Here is a 22,889-nt window from a genome sequence, read left to right on the forward strand (position 1 = left end):
ATTCTAATCCCCAGTCATCATAGCTGATCATGACAGTCAAGTACTGCCAAACTGGAATTTGTGTCTATCAAAGAGTAAATTGCTATCCTTATGAAGGACAAAGTTTTACATTACTCAGAATATACTACATCATTATTTGAATATGATTTCAGTATTGCCTCTCACGCATTAATTGATGCATGTAATGCTTCTATAATCTCTAATCTTGTCAAAAATCTTGACTTCAACAAAAAAGAATTAGTTATATTAGATGCAGGTTGCGGAACTGGACAAGTTACCAGAATGCTGAATGGAATAAAAGGGGTGACAGCAGAAGCCTGCGATATTGACCCTGAAGCAAAAAAGTACTTCCAGTCCAATCCAGAAACAAAAAATATCAAATACTACAACCTGGATTTTATTAATGATGAACTTCCTCGTTTCTATGATGCCATTATTACTAGAGGTGTTTACCATCACGTCCCCAAGGAGCAACGACCTAAACTATTGGCAAATGTTATGAAATTCACTTCCCTTTTCATTAATGCCGATGAAGGAATTCTTGAGTATTCATCCGAATCTGAGCGCCTTTCTAATTGTAATGTTTGGTATTCGTTCGTCATTAACGAGGCTAAAAGAAGACACCTTTATGCATTGGCCACAATGGAGTCCGATTACTTAAGGCATGAAAAGTTAAATACTGCAGATGATGGTGGTGATTTAAAGGAAAGTCCAGAGCAGTTTATTAACGATTGTAATGCTGCCCATCTTTCAAAACCTGAGATACAGTTGTTGGGAGATTGGGAGAAATACAAAGGGGGGTTTTATACTGCGATTCTGAAATGAAGTTTAGAAGCATACTAATCCTTATAAGTTATATTGTATCACCAATTCTAATCTGGTATGGATTAAAATGGTTAAATGTTTTCAGCTTATTTTGGATTGGTTTTATAATCCTCGTTCTCAGCTTAATTCTTCTTGTTATATACATACAATTCCTGAGAATAAGGCATCATTCTCAATTTGAAGAGCTTCTGTTTGGGTTTTCCTATATATGGAAAGATGCATCTACAGCTTGGATACTGGGTATACTCACGGCTACAATTATTACTTCCTTTGCTTTGATTCTGCTGTTCATAGAAAGTGAAGATACTCAGGACATCTTCATATCTAACATATACGACATAATTGCGATTTATTCTGGAACTGTTTTAGGAAGCTTGGCACTTAAATCTTTTGTTGATAAAATCGCACCAATTTACAGTGTAGAAAAAGCCTTAAAACTTATCACAGATGATTTGCAACGGGCGAATAAAAATGGCGATTCAACAATTCGAATCTCATTTCCTGCTCTAAATATTGGACAATTCAGATCCGATGCTAAGATTGTCGAAGATGGATTTTTTTCAGAATATAAATCTCAATTAACTAAATTGATTGATAAGAAATCAGCAGATTTAAAAGTTTATACTTACCCAAAAGACCTTTACAAACCCCTTTATGAGGCATACGCCCGAACGTTTAATCTTGATTCAACAACAAAAGGAGGAAAGGAAATTATTGATCTGTGCGTTGGGACTGCTGAAGAAATGGTAGATATGATAGATAAGGATTACAAAGAAAATTCGGCTTGGATTCCCTTACCGCCAGCGATTTTTCCTCCTCATGTTATTATCATTGACGATATACTATATACCATTCAAACATGGGGATTACCTTATTATAAAGACAAGCAATTTCATCCTCCAGAACGAAAGGGAGAAGACAAACAGAAATTGGCAAGATTGGTCGTTTATAGACAAAAAATCACGAAATTATCAAATCTAGTTTTAAAAGAATTTGACTTATGCGAAAAATTAGCTTCCTCTTCATCATAGCGCTAGCCCTTTTTGGATGCGAGACAAAAAAAGATACTACCAACATTGCAATAGTCTCCATTGTCGAAATTGATCCAATAAAGCAGTTAAGGGACGGTTTTATGAACACTTTGAAAAACTCTGAACATTATGATTCAACACAGATAAGATTCACAGAATTTAACGCACAAGGTGAGGAAGTATTAATTTCTCAAATCGTTGATCAGATAATCACCGCCAGGCCTGAATTAGTCTATGTACTTGGTACTCCAATTTCGCAGGCCATTCAGAAACGTGATAGTAGCATTGTAATTGTTCAAGGAGCTGTCACAGACCCTATTGCCGCTGGTTTAGCAGATGCCTGGAAAGGTTCTGGACGCAATTATGCAGCTAACAGTGATTTACCACCTGTTAACAGACAATTAGCTTTAATAAGGGATATGTTCCCTGATGCAAAAAAACTGGGCGTTCTGTACAATGTTGGTGAAACGAATTCGGTAGCCATTGTGAACAGACTAAGAAATAAAACAGAAGAATTCTCATTCAATTTGATAGAGCGATCTGCAAATAACTCAGCTGAAATACCATCAGCAGTTGAATCATTGATTGGAAATGTGGACGCATTATATATACCACCTGATAATACTATTCATTCGAACATGAGAGTTGTTGGTAAGGTATGCAATGAAAACAAGATTCCATTATTTACAACAACTTCTGAAACAGTAGGTTTCGGTGCAACAGCAGTAATGGGCATGGACTTCTACAAATTAGGAGAAGAAGCGGGCACAATTGCAGTTAAAATATTGTTTGAAAATGTGAATCCAGGAGAAATACCCATTGCGTTTTCTGAAAAACCACAAGTATTGATAAATAAAAATGCACTGAGTCAATTCTCACTTGATTCAAGTGAACTTCGAACAAAGTGGAATTATGATCTTGTCGAATGATTTTATATAAATTCCTATTATCGTTATCAGATGGACTCATATTCAGCTTTTTTGGTTTAGGGATATTCATTTCCTTTCGTTGGCTAAGATTTCCAGACCTTACACCTGATGGAAGTTTTGTTCTTGGTGGATGTGTGTATGTTCAGCTAACTAGTGTAGGAGTACCAGCCGTTTTGGCTATTCTTATTTCTATTCTATGTGGATTTATTGCAGGGCTCGGAACAAGTTTACTTAACCAAGTAATAAGAATCCCTGCCTTCATTGCCGGATTATTAATGTCAGGGGCTCTATATTCTATTAATTGGTTATTACTTGGAAAACCAAATCAATATGCAGAAGCAACACAAATGATGGGACATTGGCTTTCAGGGCGAGAATACAATCATTATTTGATCTTGATTTCTACACTCTGTTTGGCGTCTATTATATTCATTCTAAAGACATATGGTGATTCAATTTGGGGTTTAAGAATTAGAGCAGTGGGTGAGAATAACATATTATCATCGGATTTAAGGATTTCCAAATTAAAGCAATACGCTATCGGACTTGGAATCTCAAATGGCTTAGTGGCATTGAGCGGTGCTTTTTATGTTCAGCGTACTTTCTCTGCTGATATAAACATGGGAGTAGGTCAGACAATTACAGGGCTTATCGGAATGATAATCGGTATGTTACTTTATAAGAAACAGAAGAACCTGACTTTGGTATTTTATACTCTGGCAATTGGTGTTATTATCTATAAACTAATTATTTGGATATCGCTCGAACTTGGATTGCCACCGGAATCTTTTAAACTAATTTCATCTGCAATTATGGTGATATTGTTTTTCATGATTCATAAGCTTAATATGAACTTCCTTAATAATTTAAGATGGGTTTAAAATTTAGCCATATAGAAAAATCGTTTGGAAGTGAAAGAGAGCCAGACTTTCATTTGGATATTCAAAATCTTGAAATATTTGAAGATGAAATAACATTTCTGATGGGTCATAATGGAAGTGGTAAGAGTGTACTATTAAAAGTTCTCTCTGGTGAAATGGAATCTAATTTTGGCCAAATATCCACTTCTCTAAATAATGTTAGAATTGGAATAGTAAGACAGGATAGTGAACAGAACCTAGCCCTTAGTCTGACAGTAGAGCAAAACCTGTTTTTAAGATTTAGACCAATATCTCTAAGAGCCTATTTATTTCCGAATAATGAGTTTAACGATGATGTATCTAAATCTTTAAATGATCATAAGACTCTCAGAAACAAAAGAAAGGATATTGTTTCTGATCTTTCAGGAGGTCAGAAGCAAGCTTTGGCATTCTTTGCGGTAAATGCTTCTAACCCCTCTCTTTTATGTTTGGATGAATTTTTGGCTGCAACAGATCGCAGTACGAGCGAACTTTTAATTGAGGAAATCAAAGGACTTAAATCAAATGGTAGATTCGTTCTCATTGTAAGCCATGATATTGAACTAGCACTCAACTTAGCTGATAGGATTGTGATTTTATCAAACGGAAAGTTGAGTAAGGTACTAACTAAGTCGAGAGGAAATGAATGGAATTCAAAAGCACTCAAAACACTTATTTAAATTCAAAACAACTGACTGTAACAAATTCTAAGATGAATATGCGAACTGAGCCCTTTGATACAACCATCCAACATAGAAAATTCAGTGCTTCTAGCAACTGGGGCGCATACTCATTTTAGTTGGATGTTGTAAGCAATTGCGATCAAGAATATGGAGCATATAACCAGCGAAGATTTAGAACTCATAAATGACCTAAGCTCAAGATCATATTCAGGACTTTCAATGTCCTCAAAATCTACTGAAGAAGAAAGGAATCAGTTTAAGGCTATCAAAAATAAACTAAAGGGGATCGCCAATTTCTTTGCAGATAAGTACAATTTGGCATACGGACCCTTCAAGACGAATGTATCGCCAGAGGCAAATCCAATGACTCGAGGGAATACATTAAATCATACTTGGTCAACCTTATTTAAAGGATCAACCAACAAGCAATATGCAGCACAAATTAGCTTCGTAATGCATAAAAAAGAACCTTATTTGGATGTCGGTTTTTATTTTGGCAGATCGTCCGCTCATAGTCTAGATGACGAACAGAGAGCTGAATTTGAATCTCAATTATCGAACTTAGGACATTCACTTTCGAACACGCTCGTGAACAATAAAGAATTTCAAATGAAGTATCATTCGCTATTTGATTTTGGATTCACAGCCTATTCAAATAACAAAAAATTAAAACCTGACGAATGGATTTCAGCCATTCAACAGAATCCGGAAAACTCCCAAATAGTAGCAAAAGTTTACTCAAACAATTTTGGTGTAATAGAAAAATCGACATTAGGCTTTTATGTCTCGCAGATTGCTTTTTTAATGAGTGCGGTAGGTGACACCAATACCACATCTGTACCAATAATAAAACCTTTAACACCTGAGGAAAGTGCAAAAAAAGCAGAAAGGTTAGCTGAGATCGGGAATAAAGGTGAGTTGTTCATTATGGCTAGCGAAAGATCAAAATTACAAAAGCTAGGATTTAAAAGGTCTAATTATCCAAAACACGTTGCTCTTGAATCTACAGCATATGGTTATGACATTATTTCATTAGATGACAATAGGGAAGAAATCTTTATCGAAGTTAAGAGCACAGCTAGATCTACTGAAGACAGAGGTTCTAAGCAGTTTTTCATGTCTGCTCACGAACACAAGGTTTCTGAACTTAACAAATCTAGATACAGGCTTTATCGCGTCTATGAAGTGGAGAATACCCCAAGCTTTGAAGAAATTGACTTAAAAAATATTGAAAGAGAGGCAGATGGATATATATGCAAATATTAAAACTGCTTATAACAAATACTATCATTCATAAGCTTACATAGCTATTTGCAAAGCCTGGTGTGATAAGATACTTTTATAGATATTTAAAAAGTCCAGCCTACGGAGGATAGCTAGGCGTTAGAAAACACTACCACATGGAAGAATCGCTAACAATTTTAGATCAATTAAAAATAGCATCATTGTCAGAAGTATTACTTGTAGCTATATTGTTGCTGCCATTTTACTTAGGCTTTTGGTCATTTCTAGTAAAGGAAATTTCCCTGAATCAAACCTATAAGAGACGCTTCTACATAATAGTCTCGCTGTTTTATTTTGTAGCTATTGCGGTATTAAAATACGGTGACTTCAGACAGGAAAAATACACTACCGCGGAAATTGCAATTAAATCACATCTAAGAAATGAACAATGGGAAATTATAGGTTTTAACAGAATTCGAAGTAATATCAATAAAAATTATAAAGATGATTTTTTAGAAAAATTGATAAGTATTACTCCGGAATTCAGTAAAATCTATATTGCAAATGATTCCTCAGAAATTTATGGAATCAAATATATCTACGATTCAGAAAATCTAAACTTCTTTGATGCAGCTTTACGAATTAAAAAGTCTATGCAACAAGATTCTTTTGAGAGAATTGGATTCAATAGAATAAGACAAAATATAGATTCTCGATACTCTGATGAGTTTCTTGAAGAGCTATGCGAAAGGAATCAAGAACTATTTGAGCGAATACCGTTAAATGACTCTTTAGATTCAAGAGGTTTGAAACTGCTTAAATAAAAGTTTTCTGACAAAGGCTAAAAATGAATATGCGAACCGAGCCCCTTGATATAATAATGCGAACCAGAAACTTAAGTAGTTCTAGCAACTGGGCGGCACACTAATTTTAGTTGGACGTTATTCTGCAATTTGGACAAAAATAAAAACACTAAATGAGAATCAAATGATTTGGATCTTTCTCATATTTCTTTTAATTCAAGTAATTGGATATCCTATAGTGGGTTTTAAGCTTTTTAGTTCAATCTTTAAGAAAGACAAATCTAAAATCAAAAGCAACTCAATTTGGCTGTTAAGCCTTTTCGTTTTTTCAGGATTCGTATTCGAAGTTCTTCCAGGATCAAAATTTTTTTGGTGGCCGATAGAAGCTGTAGAATCAAAAAATTACACAAAAAACCTAACAGGCATATCTTTTATCCTTCCTGAACCAATTTATGAAGCAGACTCAGAAAGGCATTTTAATGGGGATGGAAGCTCATTTTCGATCTACAATTTAGCAGAAGACATAAAAGAACAACTAGTAAAACCAGACTCAACATTCTTTATGAAATACCCCCAAAAAGGAATCAGGGACGATTGGGAAATTAAAAATTGGACAAAAACACCTATTGTGTCGAATGACTTGGATGCATTTCATTTTGCTTCATATGCCGAGAATCAATCCGAATTTAAACTTGATGAACTAATTAATGAAGATGGCAACTATTACGCTTTCAAATATTACAAACAATCATTTTCAGATGGAGAAAGCCATATCTTAAATGTTGATTTTTATTTAATAAGCCCAAAAAGAAATATTCTGATAGTAATAAATGTAAATACTTAAAGAAAGAAAAGAGTATATAATACTGTATATGAAATCATAGCCGCCTATAGGCAGGCTATGTCTCATATACTAAAGATTAGCCACAATTATCGCAACTTGAAAGAGAATAGACTTATATTAAAAGGAAAGACAGTATTCATAATTGCTTTAGTTGCAACTGGTCTAACAGTATTAACTGTCTACTTAACAGGAATCAACTATAACCGCTCATTAACAACTAACCTTTACATATCGCTTGGACTAATTTCAACGTCCTTATTTGTCTTCTTAACATACACACTATATCAAGGAACCAAGCTGATTAACAATTACCCAAAATTCCAGAACTACGAACCTGGAACAATCATACACAATGCAACCTTACCAGATTTTGAAGGAATTGACGGAGGAGATGGAATTGGAGGGTTAATACTGTCCATTCTCCTTTGGATAGCCATAACAATTGCAATAATTGTACTTCTAATTCTATTCGAAGCACTTTTTTGGCTTTCATTGTTTATCATATTCGCGTCTCTCTATTGGGTTTTTGCAAGAGCATTGAGAGTAGTATTTTACAAGGCTCGGCGAACGAACGGCGACTTACCTGCCTCAGTGGTAAATGCCTTAACTTATACGGTACTTTACACTGCATGGCTTTTTGGAATCGCAGTAATAATTGACCTAATCAAATAAAAGTGGGTAACCCCCCAACTGGTCCAAGAATGGACTAAGAAAAACTGGTTCAAGATTATCCCTTAGGGTGCCTATGGCATATCTTGAATCTTTCTCTTTGGTAAGGTCTAGTTTAAATTGAAAAGAGCGTTTTGGATTTTGAGCACAAGGCTACGCGCCCCGGTTCAAACTTGTAGTAGTGGGGGACCCCAGGGATAGTTGATTTCAAGAATTTTTTTCTTTCAGAAAATGTCACTTTGATTCATTATGTTTGGAGCAAAAGATACAATGGATATATAGTTAACTAATTAACTATATTGAATTGTTAGCATTAATAACGAATTGAAACTTTGCTTGACCTAATAGAAGAATATTTTGGTATTTCTAGAAATACAGCTGCGACCATCACAATAACAATTTTAGTTTTTGTTACTGGACAATTCCTATTATCGATTAAGAGCGCTATAAATGGATACTTGAAAAGAAAAGCTATCCGAACGATGTTCAAACAGGTCGTAGAAGGAGCAATAAAAACATCCAAGAAAAACGTTGAAATTTGTAATCAAGTAAAGAGGAATCTCTATTTTGACAAACTCACATATTTAACAAAACAAAAGTCTGAATTTTTTCACCTCTCGCTTCTACAAGAGATTGGTCATCAAACTATTTATCAAAGCTATTTTTCAGGAATTGAAAATACCGTTATCTTTTGGAAAAACACAAAGCGTCAAAGAGCTTTTTTAAAAACATGGGAAACAATGACCAGTTTAAGTTATTGGGTTCAAGAATGCTATGACAATATCGACATTATTCGAGATAAGTATAATAAGCATGGCGACTTCAAAGCTGAAGCAATGAAGCGATTTCAAATTACAAGCGACTCAATGGCTTATGACCACAATGGCAAAAATGTTGAAGAAAGAGCAATTCATTACTTAACTAAATTTTTCAATATTCAGACCAACTTTCAATCTTTACAAGATCGTAGACCACATATATTGCATAGACAACTTATTGTTCGCCTCAGAATTCTGAATAAAGACTTCAAAGACCTACCAATTACTCATAATACGAATGCAATACTCTCAGAAGCTACTTACCAATATGAAAGCATGTCACTTCTCCTTAAGGCCTCTAGATTTCAATATCATATTTATAGCTGCAATTTCAGGTTCTTTTATAGAACACTAAATGTTGCCTTAAAAATAATACAATGCTAACATGGTCTATATCCCATGGCGATTAGGTGGTGAGATTGAATTATCTACTTTCTGGATGCACCGGAAAAATCTCCGATTTTTCACATTGGATGAAAAAGGTATGATGAAAAATCGGAGATTTTTCCTACTTTGATTCCGACACTTTAAATTACACCAACGCCACAGGATATAGACAGGCGTTAGCAGCAGCAACATTCAGCTTTGATTAACTTTTCATCATCTAACCTCTCAAACAAAGTCTTTAGGTCATTTGAAGACCTGTTTACAGAAATTGATCCCACATCAATAGTTTTAGTCTTAGACTCAAACATTGTAATATTTTTGAGACAATTCTATCTTAACCCTATCCATTTTGAAGAGAAATACGGTAAGACTAGTCCTCCCGTAATGCTAGTTAGATATTTCATTGAACAGATTTCTAGATACAACTTGGAAGTTATTGCGACCCTAGGTGTCGACGAGTCGTCTAGAAGCAAATCAGATTTTTCAATTCTTCGAAGCAAACAAATGCAGACACACAATGCGTTAATGTCGGTTCTTCATTTAGATATTGTAGAAATTGATACTTTCATTAAAACTAAGGAACCTGAGAGAGAAATCATTGACTCTGGAGAGTGTCCTGACTCTATGGTGTCATTCCTTAAAAAAGATACTATCTATAAACATGCACTGATTGTAACCTATTTATGCTCTTTAAAAATCATAGCTCTATACTATGATGTAATTAATCAGGAACTAGATAACAAAACCGCTTGCTTAAACTTTTATAAATTCATTCGAGAAGAGGTGGATTGTGTTCCAGGAATCGTACAATCATTTGCGCTTCATTTGTTTGGTGGATACGGTCATCTAAAGAAGATTATTTTCCCAAAATCTAGCATCAACATTAATAAAAAACTACGATACATTTTAGGCGGATCAATTGATCTACTGCTTCCTACATTTGCAAATAAGGTGGTTCAACAATTCTATCCCGTGGAACTAAGTCGTTCATTAATAACTGTTTTTACCAGTACTGATGAAAGAATAAGTTTATTGCACAGCTTGTCAACGGAGAAACTTCGACTAGATTCTGGAGAAAAAATAAATTACATGCCTTCATTAGTTCAGACAGAAATACTTTCAGGAGTCAAATGGAGCAATTGTGACATTGAAGAATTTAACAACTTTACGAGCAGTGATATTAATCAGAGACTTCAAAAGGCTACTTCGGGACCAAAAAAAACTGACAGTTTACTTGGTCTTGTATCTGAACTTGAAACTTTAATAAAGGTCAAACTAAAGTAGTCTACATGAATCCTCACTTTACTGAGCATAACAATCAAATACTTCTCTCTATCACCGACACTTTGGTTAAAACTTTGAATTTAATTGGTCAAAGAGCAGTTTCAGAACCTTTTTCCGAAAAGAAACTTCTTAAGCATGCAATACTAGATCTGTGTAAGCAGATTTATGCCAACATATACGGACTGAATATTCTGCTTTCTGATTTTCATGATGAGAGAAACAACTTAAAACGAATTCCGATTGCCTTAATTACCAGAGGAGCAATAGCAGACTGCCTAACTGGTGTCTATTTAATAACCTTTAGAAATGGATCTGAATCATTGAAGAATGAAATTGACGTTATGAGTCGTGACTATGCTAAATTTCTTCGATTCTTTGAAGAAGAGAAAGTTAAATATTTACAAGAATTTGAAGAAATAGAAGCCAATGAAGAAATTAAAAAATGGGAAATTTCCTTCAAGAAAAGCCAACCTCATCTTTTTGTTAATCCTGATGATTCCCAATGGATTTTAAAATCTCCTAAAAAGCTAAGAGAAACCTCAGAAATCAAACTTCCAAAGGAACTTGACGGACCTATTACGGAAGACAAAAAATCCGAACGGATCAAACAAAATGACAAAACCGGAGATTATGGCCTTCTCTATGTTGGATTTAGATACTTCTCTCAATATCAACACTACAGTTTTTCAAATCGGGAAATGATAGAAGAGCTTCGCGAAGAGTTTTTTGGTATTCTTCTGATGTCAATAGCTTCAATAGCAACTACAACTAGTTTATTCTCTTCTATTCTTGGAGGAAGTGGAACAAAAGAAGGAATCAAAAACAACTACGAACTAATCAATAACTTATTTAACAATTTAGAATAAAGCTGCTAACAAATGCTATGAATGGGGTTTCATCAGTCAAGATATTTTCGTGGCGATTGCCTCAAAGGGATCCCTATGTGGAGAAAGTCCGCCACTATAAATAAATTTAAACAAGCATGTAACTATGTATTGGACGAAAGGTTTGTGCTTTCTAATCCTCACACATCATAGCTGGTTACTATTAATTTAAAGAGCTTGAAATCCCGACCAAACCTCCCATACAAACCTTATCAAAGAAGCTTCTAACAGACCTTTAGATTTGCTCATACCCATGCACTCAATTAAAAAAAATTAACTGCATAGGTAGAAAATGTAAGTGGGCAGGCATTCTTCTTTTAGCAACTTCAGGACGCTGAGGTATGATGCAAACGGTTAACCAAAATTCTAAGCACCATTTTGAGAGTTTAATTATTGTGAATTTTTAGTTAACAATTAAACTTAATTTTATGTCTGTTATTTATAAACCAATCAAAAAAGGCCAGCCTGGTATAGTAGGAGGTGGCCTTCCCAAGTATTATGCTGCTATTGTTCGTGGCAGAAAACTGGATCTGCGCTCATTTGTCGAAGAGATCGCTGAGATGAATACGCTCAATACGGCTGATGTCTTTGCCGTCCTCGAATCTTTTTTGCAAATGAGTACACGTCATTTATCCGAAGGAAGAGTGATTGATATGGGACAGCTGGGATCATTTTCCCCATCCATTCGAAGTACTGGAGAAGACACGCCGGAGGCAGTGAATAAATATTCAATCAAAGGCTTTAAGGTCAATTTCCGACCCAGTAGTCTTCTGAAGGATCGATTATCTACAGTGAAGTTTGAAAAAGTCGCAAATAGTAAGCTTCAGGAAGAGAAGCTATTAGAACAAGCATAGTTGATTTTTTGAAAAACCCTGCTCAGCAATGTAGAGGGGTTTTTCTTTTTATACACCCATTTTAATTCTTTAATTAATCTTGAGAAAGCTCATCATCACCGCAGAAAAACACAAAAACCACACGTTCTATTCGACCAAACCACGTGTGATAAAATAAAAACCACGTGTCCTTTTAAGCAAAACCACACGTGATTAGACTGAAAACTACACGTGGTTAGCTCATCAAATACATATATCCTATCACTTCTTGCCATTTGCCCGAAGGGTCTTATGAGTAGGTAAAATTTTCATATGCCTTTTTGTGCACTTCGTGGTCTGAAAACAACCTCCGGTTAGTAATTCTTGCACATAGTTGAACTGTTCAGAATCTTAGGAAAGATTTGTATAAAACTTTACTTAAAAACCATGAACAACTTTACTGCGAATTTCTCAATCAGCTCGTCCCACTTTGCCCGAGTCACCCTGGTATCACTCATATTTTTGCTGACTTTAAGCCATACAGGCTTGTCACAAGAGGTGGATATGCTAAAAAATGGATTTAGTCTGAAGCTTCATATGTCATCTTATGGTAAGGAATCGGGAGATGACACCGGTTTTGGTCTTGAATTTGGGAACCAATGGTACATTTCCAGGTTTCAGGAAAACAAAATTGGAGTAGCCATTCTTGTGAATTGGTTGGACTTCAGCATTGCCAGCAGGACCGAAGAATTTTTTGGTAATGAAACCAAGTACGTTTTATTCAATGGATCAATTATAGAATTAGGGCCTTTGATCACCTATAAAATCAATGAAAATATGGCGCTGGATACGTATTTTCAAGGTCGTCCCACCGTGTATTATATCGGTATAGATACGGATTCTGGTTTCGATGAAAATGAGGATGATCCGGGAGGAACAGGACTTACCTATGCGCTAGGGTTTTCCTATCGGTACAAAGTGTTTTATGCTGGTCTGGAGTTCGGATTTGGAAAAGTTAAAGAGGAGTTATTCGATTCAAGCGCCGCATCATACAAGGTCGATAATACCCGATTTTCAATTGGATTCAAATTTTAGATTTCTTAAAATGAAACCATTAGTCAAATATTATTTATGGATAGCGGCTCTGATTGTTATCGGTTCGTGTAAAGAAAATGATGAGGCCACAGCAAAAAACCTGGAGGATAGATTAGAGACGGAGGAACTTTCGGGAAGCTTTTTTATTACTATTTTTCCTAAAAATACAGACCCAATTGATTTCTCATTTGAGGGCGTGGGCGAATCCACGGCTGATCTTGCGGATAACATAGTCAGTCTTTCTAAGGGTGACGACAATTCAGGATTTTATATTCGGGCTTCACAGGTGATTGGATCCTTGACAGATTTCAATACTGTGAATTGTAGCCTGTTCATTTCAGAATTGCCGCTGGAATCTTCTCAATACGCACTGTATGAATTGCGTGGCAGTTTTATATTCACACTGACCTCAATAAGTGCAGCTACTTCTATTACTAAGGGTGGCTATTCGGAAGATGGAGAATATTTTGAACTGTATGGGGATATGATGGTCGATTTCATATATGATGATAATCAATTGCGGATTGAATTTGATGCGGATACTGAAAGTGATGGAGTTTATGCCGAAATACCTGTTACAGGACATTTCGTTTTCGACTTATAGGTACATCAAAGGCAAGTAACTCAGGACTTTGTTTGATAATTGTGAAAGAACTGAATAGGGGACTTATTGAAAAGAAAAATAGAGGAATAGCGCATTAAAATGGCCTCTCTTATCAATGATTTCTAATGGATTACATAAATCCGAGAACGAAGGTTTCTGAATTGGTAAAATTATTAGTTCCGTTTTTATCGTGAGTTTCAATAACAACTCTGAGTGAAAATACATATCCTTGACACTCCTCCTGACCTCCAATGGTCACATTAAAATACTTATTGTGCAACGGGTCGATTCGGCCGGTACCCTTCGTGGAATCATAGATGCTGATGGTATAGATTTGCTTTTCAGGATTTAATAGGAAATCTACAACTTCTGGTGTGGGTTGTTTCGGAGTCGAGTGCGTAGTCGTTGTTGTACTTTTTCCTTCTATTTGTACCGCTACTGCATCAATATAATAATGCGCTGTATCCGAAAAATTCTCCAATCGAAAATCCAGCTTGAGATAGTTCAGGCCGTGTAGTCCTCCCTCTAGTATATCTATTGATGTATCAATTGTAAGCTTTAGCCCCTTTTCTCCAGATACAGGTTTAATCTCAAAAGATTCTGAGAAAAAGCTACCGGCATCCATTGAGAGGGTGGGGTCTGGATGTTTTTCTTTTTCAAAATTACGCTTCTCGGTAATTTCTGAACCAACAACCCAAATCACCAGCACAATTGATATCGCAATTAAAGAAATGAAAATTTTAGATAGCCATGTTGTTCTTGGTGGAGACAAGAACTTATTTGACGTTTTAGATAAGATTTCTTCATTCACCTCAATATCGAAGATAATGATTGCTAGTTCTAATCCTTTCGTTCCGGTTGGTTGTGTTTTTTCATTATGTATCGTGGTTATGAGTTTATAATCACCCTCTTTAAACTCCCTATACTTACTGGTTTTTTGACGAGTATCAGGGTCGTATGTATCATTTTGGATGGACTCAACCCATTCCTCTTGTTCAGATTTGTCATGTGCATAAAGAATGCTAATTATAGACTTGGCTAACATCTTTTGATGGGCGTTGTCTTTGTAACTTTTCAGGATATTCACCGCCTTGTTCTTCACGAATGAAGAAGTAAATCCGCCATATGAGCCGAAATCGTCTATTTTCTGCAGTTGGTAATAAACAAACCAACGAATTTGTTCTACTCTTTCAGATGAAGTGAAGAGTGAGGTTATTTGTTGTTCAAGCTCAGTTTTTCCCATAGTTAAAAATACATCCTACTTGACAAAGCCTAGAAAATAGTGCTTGTCTGAAATAATTTTACGGGTTTTATTTTTCTCAGTAGCGTTGGAAAGAGATACTTCGAAACGAAATTTATAAATCTTGTTTTTTATCGGATCGGACGGGTCGTTCTTTATAAGAAAAGAGAACCGCTTGTTCTGGTATTCTTCATCAGGGTATATGAATACAGGTCTTGGGGGCTCATAGCGATAGGTATTATCGAGAGATTTGCCTAATGTGAATACAGGACGAACTTGATTGAGCCTGGTGGTATAGTCTCTCCATTTTCCTTTTGAGAGCGAAATATCTTCGGTTTCATAATCCTTCACAATTTGCAATTCTACATACTGCAACCTCCAGGTATCTTTTGATCCATTATTGATATCTACTTTTATTTCCATTTGCTGATCTGCGATAGATGTTCGGGATTCCTGAATGTCCGGATTTTGCATCGACTTTGGAGGATAGTACTTGCCACCGTATTCGGGACTATTGAGGTCTTCACCGGTTTTGTGGTTTACGGATATCTTTTTCCAGTCCGTGGCTACAAGATATTCATGATTCCCAATGAATATAGTGGACATTGCCATATCTTCTGGGTTTGTTCTTGCCATTTGGAAATGGATGAAAATGCTAGCCAAGATGATGGACCCCGATATATAGAATGCTTTTCTTATCATTCGTAATTGATATTTAATCTGCTCCAAATAATACGTAACCTCCCCAAAAAAAAGGATGCTCATATTCCGGAATAGTTCTAATCACATTTTTAGCAAGTTGCAGGGCTTCACGTTTGGAATTTCCATTGAGCCAGAATTTGTAAAAAAGAAGCATGAATTTAGATGCTGCCATATCATTTACTGGCCAAAAACTTACTAATACGCTCTTAGCTCCTGCAGTCATAAATGCTTCTGAAAGACCAAACAAATCTTCACCAACTATGGAACGATGTTCGACTCCTGAAGAACAAGCAGATAAAGTGACTAATTCTGTGCCCTTTAAATTGAGATATAAAATTTCATAGGCCGTCAAAAGTCCATCATTTCTATTGTAGCCTGATTCAGTGTGTTTTGGTTTGCTTCCAAAGGCCAACTTCCAGAAGGCCTCATCCGTATCCAACAAGTCGTAATAGTCGTTGTCATTCTGAATTTCGCCATCAGCCAGATCTTCAACTAAGCTTAAGTATCCTTTTTTAATGGAGTTGTTAAACTGAAGTAGCCTGTTCTGAAAACTATTATTGTCATAATAAGTGGATGAGACCTTACTTATCAGTAAGGTCTTTTCAATTTTCTCAAATTCTTCAGCCAATGGACCCTTTTTGTTATCAAACAAAATATTAATATCCTTGTCCATGTATTGAGCGGACCCTGCGAGCAATAGTGAAATATTTGCCACGGCCTCATAATGTGATTCTTCCATGTTTACAGAAGATGGTAATATAGATCTGTGCGTGGCTATGTGCAGCAATTTAGGTGGAGTAAGGGCTTTGATTTTGCTCTCCTCGGCATTATTCCCAATGAAGTATTCACCTGTCCAGCCAACGTTGTTAAGTAGATCATTCAGTGTCAGTACTTCAATTTCACTATTTGGCAAGGCACTCAAGAGGATATCAGGATCGTACTCGTTTAAAGGTCTTTGATTAAAGATGTCATTCGTCCATTTGAGCAGTTCATTCTTTTTATCCTTGAAAGATGCAGAATCTTCTCTTTTTACTGACTTATTATCATCTCCAAGGTGAAAAGCCGGATTTCCAAATAGAGCATAGGACAATTCTGATGTTTTAAATGTTTGATTCTTTTGATCTTTATATTTCGATATCTGATTTGGATTGAGGACTCGAATGATCTCTACATCATCTCCGAAGTAACTGTCATGACCATTTCTAATCGTCTCTAAGGCTATTTTTTTGTAAACACCTTCAGGTATTAGATATAACTTATTTGAATTTTCAAGGGCTGGGTAAAAGGGAGAGATATAGTGATAATAGGAATTATCTTCAGAAAATGTAGTCTTTGGCGAATCGGAATCCGCATATTGACTGTAATAATTAATATAAAGTTGCTTATCTAAATTTTCATCTCCCGGAATAGATATTAACCTGGGATAAGGTTTAGATTGGGTAAATACCCAGACCGCATAAGACTTGGGTATATTGGACGGTGTTATTTTATTTAAATTACTTTCTCCGTATCTCATGACTTGCACAAAAGATTCACCGCTGTCTAATGATGGGATTGGCAAATCATTTTCCACTTCAGTCCGATATTCCAATTCGATTAGCAAAAGGACAAAGTATTGATAAACGTCCTGAAATGTAAAACTATTTTCTCCTTGATGGGTACCAGCAATGGGTTTGAACATCCTCAAATCTGACCCTTGAAAATAATGGCTTCTAATTAACTGGTAGAAGCAATATAAATTTTTATCAAGTTCTGTTGATGACAGTGGATTCCGGCTATTTACCTTTTTTTCCCTAATCATAACCAGGATGTTGTTTAAATAGGAGACTAAGCCATATTTGTTTCCAACTTCATATTTTTTTCTCTCCATTTTTGCTACAAAATTTCTTTTTTCAAGCTCATGGGATTTCTCATCTATTGACTTTGCCATTTGTCCACTTCTTCTTCTCAATGGAAAATCGATGGTCTTGGCAAATTCAATTGCCGAATCATACTTATTTTCAAGGGGTTCCTGGTTGTTTTTTATGAAATTCTCATACTGCTGTTTGTACCAGGAAGGATTCATCATTGATACAGTCAAAAGCTTCTCCGCAGCCTCATAGTAACCTTCAGGAATAATTTCTTTGATAGGAATCTGTATGCTTTCTAGCAATGGTTTCGCTGATTCATAAATCTCGTACAGCACCTGATTTTTGCCCTGTTCTGATTTATAGCTCTCGATTAGTTCTCTGTAGTTTTCGGGGCTCCTGAGCATGGATAAAAAAAACTGTTCTCTGAGCTTTTCATCCTTCTGTGCAAATAACAAATTGTTTAACAATCCAGAACATAAGGCAAGAAGCAGTAAAATCCACTTTTTCATTTCTAGGTTGGTTAAAATCCATTGGAATTCCAAACCAAATCTAATGGAATTCCAAGACTATAACTGTACTAAAACATCAAATTAGCCTTGTTATTTGATGATCTCAGGAAATCGAGGTTATCCCGTTGAGGATCCACAAAAGACGGTGCTGTATAAGCAATTTCTCCCAAGCGATGGAACAGGGAATCCGTAGCTGAACCAGAGACTTGAGGAGCGTACCTACGGAGTTTTTACGTGTTAAAAAAACTTCGAAAAATGAAAAAGATGAGTATAATCTTATCACTCGTTCTTGGCCTGTTGTCAGGAGGGTGTTCGGAAGAAAATGACCCTCAGCCGGAAGTTTCATTGCCATCTGCTGTTTCTACAGAAGGTGATGACAATGTTCCGAAACCTCAGGGGGGTGGCGGTTAATTGTAACTCGGGGTCTGCTTGCAGACCCCGACATTTTACCTCAATTTTAGGAGTTGTGAATGATGTAATCTTATCTTTATCAGTTCATCCTTGTTAACCGGCAATTGTGAAAAAATTATTATTTCTATCGTATGGCGTTTATCTTTTTTGTATCAGCTGTACAGATAAACAGCAAGAAACAAATACGACGAGAGAATTGGACAGTCTGATCAGTTTGTCATCCGAGTTAATCAATCTCACGTATTACGATTCTGCCTCAAGTCTTTTGAAAAAAGCTCAGACCAAAAAACGAGTGGTAGATAGCCTTGCAATGGCCAAAGCTTATTTCAACCGAGGGCTGGCTGAATACCATCTCCAAAACTGGGATAGCAGCGGGACTTATTTTGAATACTCAGGCCTGACATTTAGCGATTTGAAAAAAAATATGGATGCTGCGCAGAGTTATAAAATGGCGGCTGTCAATTATCGTAAAAAAGGACTGCAACAGCAAGCAATCGTTAACTTTCAGCGGGCTTTAGATTTGGCTGAACTTGACAAAAACGAAAGCTTACAAGCTGACATTCACAATTCTTTAGGCCTTTTATATGAAGATTTAAAGGAGTATTCGAAATCGTTAGAGAGTTTTCAAACGGCACTGGATTATTATGCTCGATCAGATGACGGGAAGTCAAGAGCCAACCTAATCAACAATATGGGCATCGTCCATTTTAAATCCGGCAGCTATACTTTTTCCAAAAAGTATTATCAGGAATCTTTAGCACTTAAAATGAGTCTTGGTGATTCTTCGACATGGTCTTCAACACTCTTAAATATAGGAGAGTTGTATTTGACTATTGAAGAGTTGGATTCAGCAGAACAATATTTGCGACAAGCGTTAGATTTATTGACAAGTTACCCCAAGAGACTACATAAAATATCTTCATTTAATCTGCTGGGAGAACTCCATAGGAAACTCAAAAATTTCGATAGTAGTAAGCGTTACTTGACGAAGGCCAAAGACTTACTTAAGGAGTCACAATCTAGAAAGCATCTAATCGAAAATCATACGTATTTCAAGAAGTTATATATAGATGTGAGTAACTATAAGGAAGCATTGAGGGTAGACTTTAGGCTTGATTCATTAAGGCAAATTTACTTCGAAGAAGAAAGGCTTTTAGTCAAAGAATTGGAAAACCAACATTTTAGGAATAACGAAATTGGAAAGAGGGAAATGTTAGAACAAGACAGAAGGGCGCAAGAGAGGATTGCAGAGCTACGCCTATGGCTCATTTTTGCCTTGCTTATCGCACTTGCAATAGTCATTGTTTTTATGGTACAGTTGAGTTCAAAGAATAAGAAGATTGCCGGTTTATACAGTCTGCTGGAAATCAAAAAGGAAAGAGTGACTATTTTGTCAAGGAATAACTTCCACTTTGCAATGAATGCCATGAGCGAGCTCCAGGGTCGCTTTGTTTACTTAGAACAATATTTTAAGAAATCGGATCGTGAACTGTTGGATAATATTGGGAATACCTTCGGTGCTATCATTAAACTATTTCATCATTTACTAAACAACTATAGCGAAGAGGATGCCGAGAACCAACGAGATATCAAGCCATTTCTCGATGAAATCATACTGGACACGCTTTCGACAAGAAATATTCGAATGAGCAGTTGCGAAACGCATATAGAGTCAATGCTCTTCAGACCTGATGATATTTTTTCTATTGCTCAGATTATAAATGAGCTACTAATCAACACTTTAAAACATTCGCAACTCGAAAATATTTCTGATATTGGGATCAAAATATCGCTCACGAAAGAGCAGGATTGGGCCGTACTTGAATATGCAGATAATGGAGTGGGTATTGATAAAGATGAACTTGCCGGAAAAGTGTCTTTTGGTATAAACATGATTCATATGTTGGCCAAAAGTTTGAGATCTGAATTTGAGATCTTAGAAAGCGAGTCAGGCACTCACTTTAGAATTAAAATACCTTATAAACTAGATTTATGAATAAAAGTATCCAAGTGATTGTTTTGGAAGATGGAGCTTTCCAGGCCGAACTGCTGCAAAGCAAGTTGAAATCAGGAGGGTATGAAATTATGGGGTTGTTTTCATCAGGAGAAGATCTGTTGGACGATCTGAAAAAGTTTGAAACCCTACCGGATGTAGCAATTTTGGACATCGATGTAAAAGGTAAGGTCGATGGAATTGAAACGGCCAGGAGGCTTCATGATGAATATTCTATACCAATCATTTTTTTATCCCAACTGGATGACAACATAACCAGAAAAAGAATTAAAGAAGTACCGGCGATTTTTTATAGTAAAAAGGACATCTTAGTTAGTAATATTGAACTTTTCGACGCGATTGACAGATTGGCTCTTGGGAATCTTCCGGAGCCATGGGCAGGTCATCATTCATATAAAAAACTTAAGGGCGACCAGGGAGATATCGTTTCAGTCTTGCAGGGAAAAGAGTCATTCTTTCTAAGTGCCGATAGCATTATCCTAATAGAAGCCAATAAGGAGATTGCTTTAATATTATTTCTTGATGACGGGGGAAGTATTCAAAAAAAACCAACCAGGACTGTGCTTAAAAAGGTGGAAGAAGAATTGTGCAACAGTTATGATTTTCTAATTCGAATTTCGAGAAAGCATATTATCAATATAAATAAGGTATCAGGAATTACAAGAGTTGGTGAGAAGAGTTATGTCGAGTTTAAGTCGAATTTTCATCCTATGGTTTCTATTGGTCGCGGATATTTAAAATCTATAAAAAATCGCATTAAAGAAGTTTAGCGTATGAGCATACTTAACATCAGGGCCTATCATAACCATTTAAAGAATGATCCTGTGAGTGGCGAGCAGTGCGTAAAAAATGGCTTTCGGGAATCAATCTACACCGAGCCCCAATTCCTTTCTTATCTTTCTGTCTTCGTTGGAATTTTGATTCCAGTAGGCAGATTGAATGGTATTGATTCTTTTGGCCGTAGTAGTCAATGCTTCCGGTTTGCCAAAACCACTTAAATGGGTCTCTTCCCAGCCAAGTATGCCATAAGGAAAATCACTTTCAAAATAGATTTTCAACGTGCGGTTGGCATATTTCAAAGTGTACCTTTTATGCCCTTCATCAGAAAAGTCCGAAGAGGCCAATTCTTCTATTTTTGCGTCGGCTGGTTGAGCCCTGGCTTCCTGGTGTCTGAGGCGCAAATAGAAAGTGCCTGGCAACAGACTGATTCTTCCTATGGGTAACTGATCAGGATTCAGACGGATTCTTGTCCACAGCTCATCTTCTAAGATGGTCTTAGGTATTTCTATTTCCAAATCGCCTTCAGACTCAAAGTAAGAATATGATTTGAGTTTGTAATTGTCTTTACCGAAGTTGAGCTGTGTAAAGGTATGACCGCACCATTCCTGGGAAGAAGTGGTGACCTTTATTAGCTGTGAGTGTTCGTTATATTTCACAGGAGTAAATGTCGAGGACATCATAGAGTAGGGGTAGATTCCCGTTAGAAACTTCTTGGTGAAATTTAATTTCAACACACTCACATTATCACTGGTAGTATTTCTCCAATCGTCCAGTTTCACTTGCTTGGATTTCGAGAACGGTTCGGTAACAAACACAAGGACGGCCTCACCGGAATGTATCTCACCGTATCGTGCCTGCTTCAATTCAAAACTGCTGATCTCTGCTTTTCCGCCATACCAATAACCATTAAATTTTCCTGATGGCTTCGAATGGTCTTGTGAGTGCGATGAGTTGCAATCTACCAGCATAAGGCTAATGAGCAGGAGTGTGACGTTTTTCATAATGTTCTCTGTTTCCTTAAAGATAAAACCAAATGGGATCATTTGGTTCCCGCTATCCAATCAGAATGGACCAAAATGAGAAAGATCATAACAAATCGAGCGCATCTTTAGATGCGCTCGAAAGCTTTGGAAGGTGGTTGAATAATATTATAGGTGTGCCAGAATCATAGCGGCAATCACAAGCATCAGAAAGTGGTAAGAAGTGTTGATACCAAACAACTTCCAGGACTTTTGTTCCCAGGCCACAGCTCCCAAATCCATAGGAAAATAAAAACCCATCCAGGTGAAGAAGGCGGCCATCATCGCATTGGATGCTGCGGACACCTCAGAGGGTGGCAGCCCCCAGGTCACTGGATTCCAGGCTGCCATATTATGAGCGAAAACCCAGGCAAATAGAAAATTCCCAATAACCATAAAGATCATTCCTTTGGCCATGGCTCCGCCAGATGGCTTTTGATCAGGGTCGAAGCCCATTTCCTTCGCCCATACTTTACCAAAAAGAGGCGTGTACCATATAAATCCAAAAAAGAAATTGGCAACTACGGCGATGAGGACCGCGACAATACTTACATTAATCTCAGGCATAATTTT

General features: G+C 36.5%; 23 protein-coding genes. 18 read left to right on the forward strand and 5 right to left on the reverse strand.

All coding sequences use genetic code 11. From position 1 onward, the window contains the following. Positions 1 to 90: 90 nt before the first annotated feature. The 15 genes from ABJD64_RS09560 (at position 91) to ABJD64_RS09630 (ending at position 13,791) form a co-directional block, all read left to right on the forward strand. Positions 91 to 825 (forward strand): class I SAM-dependent methyltransferase, encoded by a 735-nt coding sequence (locus tag ABJD64_RS09560; protein WP_348178108.1) that lies wholly within the window; start codon positions 91 to 93, stop codon positions 823 to 825. After that, positions 822 to 1,856, forward strand: a complete 1,035-nt coding sequence (locus tag ABJD64_RS09565) for a hypothetical protein (RefSeq protein ID WP_348178110.1) — start codon at positions 822 to 824, stop codon at positions 1,854 to 1,856. Before ABJD64_RS09560 ends, ABJD64_RS09565 begins: the two co-directional genes overlap by 4 nt. Then, on the forward strand, positions 1,826 to 2,785 hold the full coding sequence (locus ABJD64_RS09570) for an ABC transporter substrate-binding protein (RefSeq protein ID WP_348178112.1): 960 nt from the start codon (positions 1,826 to 1,828) through the stop codon (positions 2,783 to 2,785). The genes ABJD64_RS09565 and ABJD64_RS09570 overlap by 31 nt, the downstream gene beginning before the upstream one ends. Beyond that, on the forward strand, positions 2,782 to 3,666 hold the full coding sequence (locus ABJD64_RS09575) for a hypothetical protein (RefSeq protein ID WP_348178114.1): 885 nt from the start codon (positions 2,782 to 2,784) through the stop codon (positions 3,664 to 3,666). Before ABJD64_RS09570 ends, ABJD64_RS09575 begins: the two co-directional genes overlap by 4 nt. Next, complete coding sequence (locus ABJD64_RS09580; protein ID WP_348178116.1) at positions 3,657 to 4,364, forward strand: ATP-binding cassette domain-containing protein; 708 nt, start codon at positions 3,657 to 3,659, stop codon at positions 4,362 to 4,364. Before ABJD64_RS09575 ends, ABJD64_RS09580 begins: the two co-directional genes overlap by 10 nt. Positions 4,365 to 4,820: 456 nt before the next feature. Then, the gene (locus ABJD64_RS09585) at positions 4,821 to 5,633 is read left to right on the forward strand and encodes a DUF3883 domain-containing protein (RefSeq protein ID WP_348178118.1); all 813 of its coding nucleotides are present in this window, start codon (positions 4,821 to 4,823) and stop codon (positions 5,631 to 5,633) included. Positions 5,634 to 5,767: 134 nt separating this feature from the next. Then, positions 5,768 to 6,415, forward strand: coding sequence for a hypothetical protein (locus ABJD64_RS09590; RefSeq protein WP_348178120.1), 648 nt, complete (start codon positions 5,768 to 5,770; stop codon positions 6,413 to 6,415). 163 nt (positions 6,416 to 6,578) lie between these two features. After that, positions 6,579 to 7,238: a hypothetical protein gene (locus ABJD64_RS09595; protein WP_348178121.1), complete on the forward strand. Its 660-nt coding sequence runs from the start codon at positions 6,579 to 6,581 to the stop codon at positions 7,236 to 7,238. Between the two features lie 96 nt (positions 7,239 to 7,334). Then, a complete protein-coding gene (locus ABJD64_RS09600) occupies positions 7,335 to 7,910 on the forward strand; it encodes a hypothetical protein (protein WP_348178123.1) in 576 nt (191 codons plus the stop codon). A 329-nt stretch (positions 7,911 to 8,239) separates the two neighbouring features. Next, positions 8,240 to 9,109, forward strand: a complete 870-nt coding sequence (locus ABJD64_RS09605; protein ID WP_348178125.1) for a hypothetical protein — start codon at positions 8,240 to 8,242, stop codon at positions 9,107 to 9,109. Positions 9,110 to 9,430: 321 nt separating this feature from the next. Next, positions 9,431 to 10,396, forward strand: a complete 966-nt coding sequence (locus tag ABJD64_RS09610) for a hypothetical protein (protein ID WP_348195082.1) — start codon at positions 9,431 to 9,433, stop codon at positions 10,394 to 10,396. A 5-nt stretch (positions 10,397 to 10,401) separates the two neighbouring features. Then, complete coding sequence (locus ABJD64_RS09615) at positions 10,402 to 11,262, forward strand: hypothetical protein (RefSeq protein WP_348178128.1); 861 nt, start codon at positions 10,402 to 10,404, stop codon at positions 11,260 to 11,262. 446 nt (positions 11,263 to 11,708) lie between these two features. Then, the gene (locus ABJD64_RS09620) at positions 11,709 to 12,134 is read left to right on the forward strand and encodes an HU family DNA-binding protein (protein WP_348178130.1); all 426 of its coding nucleotides are present in this window, start codon (positions 11,709 to 11,711) and stop codon (positions 12,132 to 12,134) included. A 405-nt stretch (positions 12,135 to 12,539) separates the two neighbouring features. Continuing rightward, a complete protein-coding gene (locus tag ABJD64_RS09625) occupies positions 12,540 to 13,187 on the forward strand; it encodes a hypothetical protein (protein WP_348178132.1) in 648 nt (215 codons plus the stop codon). A 10-nt stretch (positions 13,188 to 13,197) separates the two neighbouring features. Then, positions 13,198 to 13,791 carry a hypothetical protein gene (locus tag ABJD64_RS09630; RefSeq protein ID WP_348178133.1) on the forward strand — a complete coding sequence of 198 codons (594 nt, stop codon included), beginning with the start codon at positions 13,198 to 13,200 and terminating at the stop codon, positions 13,789 to 13,791. A gap of 130 nt (positions 13,792 to 13,921) precedes the next feature. Here ABJD64_RS09630 and ABJD64_RS09635 read toward each other — a convergent pair whose 3' ends face one another. Genes ABJD64_RS09635 through ABJD64_RS09645 form a run of 3 tightly spaced genes read right to left on the reverse strand, consistent with a single transcriptional unit; the run spans position 13,922 to position 18,092 of the window. Next, a complete protein-coding gene (locus ABJD64_RS09635) occupies positions 13,922 to 15,034 on the reverse strand; it encodes a hypothetical protein (RefSeq protein ID WP_348178135.1) in 1,113 nt (370 codons plus the stop codon). 15 nt (positions 15,035 to 15,049) lie between these two features. Next, on the reverse strand, positions 15,050 to 15,733 hold the full coding sequence (locus ABJD64_RS09640) for a hypothetical protein (protein ID WP_348178136.1): 684 nt from the start codon (positions 15,731 to 15,733) through the stop codon (positions 15,050 to 15,052). Positions 15,734 to 15,746: 13 nt separating this feature from the next. Next, on the reverse strand, positions 15,747 to 18,092 hold the full coding sequence (locus tag ABJD64_RS09645; protein ID WP_348178138.1) for a CHAT domain-containing protein: 2,346 nt from the start codon (positions 18,090 to 18,092) through the stop codon (positions 15,747 to 15,749). A 264-nt stretch (positions 18,093 to 18,356) separates the two neighbouring features. Between ABJD64_RS09645 and ABJD64_RS09650 the strand changes: the two genes are divergently transcribed. From ABJD64_RS09650 to ABJD64_RS09660, 3 genes are all read left to right on the forward strand, one after another. Next, on the forward strand, positions 18,357 to 18,503 hold the full coding sequence (locus ABJD64_RS09650) for a hypothetical protein (RefSeq protein WP_348178140.1): 147 nt from the start codon (positions 18,357 to 18,359) through the stop codon (positions 18,501 to 18,503). Between the two features lie 106 nt (positions 18,504 to 18,609). Beyond that, a complete protein-coding gene (locus ABJD64_RS09655; RefSeq protein ID WP_348178142.1) occupies positions 18,610 to 20,499 on the forward strand; it encodes a tetratricopeptide repeat protein in 1,890 nt (629 codons plus the stop codon). Beyond that, the gene (locus ABJD64_RS09660; protein WP_348178144.1) at positions 20,496 to 21,287 is read left to right on the forward strand and encodes a response regulator; all 792 of its coding nucleotides are present in this window, start codon (positions 20,496 to 20,498) and stop codon (positions 21,285 to 21,287) included. Before ABJD64_RS09655 ends, ABJD64_RS09660 begins: the two co-directional genes overlap by 4 nt. Positions 21,288 to 21,380: 93 nt before the next feature. Here the strand turns inward: ABJD64_RS09660 and ABJD64_RS09665 are convergent, their stop codons facing one another. Both ABJD64_RS09665 and ABJD64_RS09670 read right to left on the reverse strand, forming a co-directional pair. After that, positions 21,381 to 22,298, reverse strand: a complete 918-nt coding sequence (locus ABJD64_RS09665; RefSeq protein WP_348178146.1) for a hypothetical protein — start codon at positions 22,296 to 22,298, stop codon at positions 21,381 to 21,383. A 147-nt stretch (positions 22,299 to 22,445) separates the two neighbouring features. Continuing rightward, positions 22,446 to 22,883: a DUF1761 domain-containing protein gene (locus tag ABJD64_RS09670; protein ID WP_348178148.1), complete on the reverse strand. Its 438-nt coding sequence runs from the start codon at positions 22,881 to 22,883 to the stop codon at positions 22,446 to 22,448. Between the last annotated feature and the right edge of the window lie 6 nt (positions 22,884 to 22,889).

It is taken from the genome of Reichenbachiella sp. (assembly GCF_039944555.1).
Classification (GTDB): domain Bacteria; phylum Bacteroidota; class Bacteroidia; order Cytophagales; family Cyclobacteriaceae; genus Reichenbachiella.

Bases quoted from the DNA above. Each gene is read 5' to 3' on its own strand.
- ABJD64_RS09580 (WP_348178116.1), top strand. From the start codon at position 3,657: ATGGGTTTAAAATTTAGCCATATAGAAAAATCGTTTGGAAGTGAAAGA.
- ABJD64_RS09595 (WP_348178121.1), top strand. From the start codon at position 6,579: ATGATTTGGATCTTTCTCATATTTCTTTTAATTCAAGTAATTGGATAT.
- ABJD64_RS09620 (WP_348178130.1), top strand. From the start codon at position 11,709: ATGTCTGTTATTTATAAACCAATCAAAAAAGGCCAGCCTGGTATAGTA.
- ABJD64_RS09570 (WP_348178112.1), top strand. From the start codon at position 1,826: ATGCGAAAAATTAGCTTCCTCTTCATCATAGCGCTAGCCCTTTTTGGA.
- ABJD64_RS09670 (WP_348178148.1), bottom strand. From the start codon at position 22,883: ATGCCTGAGATTAATGTAAGTATTGTCGCGGTCCTCATCGCCGTAGTT.
- ABJD64_RS09660 (WP_348178144.1), top strand. From the start codon at position 20,496: ATGAATAAAAGTATCCAAGTGATTGTTTTGGAAGATGGAGCTTTCCAG.
- ABJD64_RS09565 (WP_348178110.1), top strand. From the start codon at position 822: ATGAAGTTTAGAAGCATACTAATCCTTATAAGTTATATTGTATCACCA.
- ABJD64_RS09625 (WP_348178132.1), top strand. From the start codon at position 12,540: ATGAACAACTTTACTGCGAATTTCTCAATCAGCTCGTCCCACTTTGCC.
- ABJD64_RS09645 (WP_348178138.1), bottom strand. From the start codon at position 18,092: ATGAAAAAGTGGATTTTACTGCTTCTTGCCTTATGTTCTGGATTGTTA.
- ABJD64_RS09650 (WP_348178140.1), top strand. From the start codon at position 18,357: ATGAGTATAATCTTATCACTCGTTCTTGGCCTGTTGTCAGGAGGGTGT.
- ABJD64_RS09585 (WP_348178118.1), top strand. From the start codon at position 4,821: ATGCATAAAAAAGAACCTTATTTGGATGTCGGTTTTTATTTTGGCAGA.
- ABJD64_RS09635 (WP_348178135.1), bottom strand. From the start codon at position 15,034: ATGGGAAAAACTGAGCTTGAACAACAAATAACCTCACTCTTCACTTCA.
- ABJD64_RS09630 (WP_348178133.1), top strand. From the start codon at position 13,198: ATGAAACCATTAGTCAAATATTATTTATGGATAGCGGCTCTGATTGTT.
- ABJD64_RS09640 (WP_348178136.1), bottom strand. From the start codon at position 15,733: ATGATAAGAAAAGCATTCTATATATCGGGGTCCATCATCTTGGCTAGC.
- ABJD64_RS09560 (WP_348178108.1), top strand. From the start codon at position 91: ATGAAGGACAAAGTTTTACATTACTCAGAATATACTACATCATTATTT.
- ABJD64_RS09590 (WP_348178120.1), top strand. From the start codon at position 5,768: ATGGAAGAATCGCTAACAATTTTAGATCAATTAAAAATAGCATCATTG.
- ABJD64_RS09665 (WP_348178146.1), bottom strand. From the start codon at position 22,298: ATGAAAAACGTCACACTCCTGCTCATTAGCCTTATGCTGGTAGATTGC.
- ABJD64_RS09575 (WP_348178114.1), top strand. From the start codon at position 2,782: ATGATTTTATATAAATTCCTATTATCGTTATCAGATGGACTCATATTC.
- ABJD64_RS09615 (WP_348178128.1), top strand. From the start codon at position 10,402: ATGAATCCTCACTTTACTGAGCATAACAATCAAATACTTCTCTCTATC.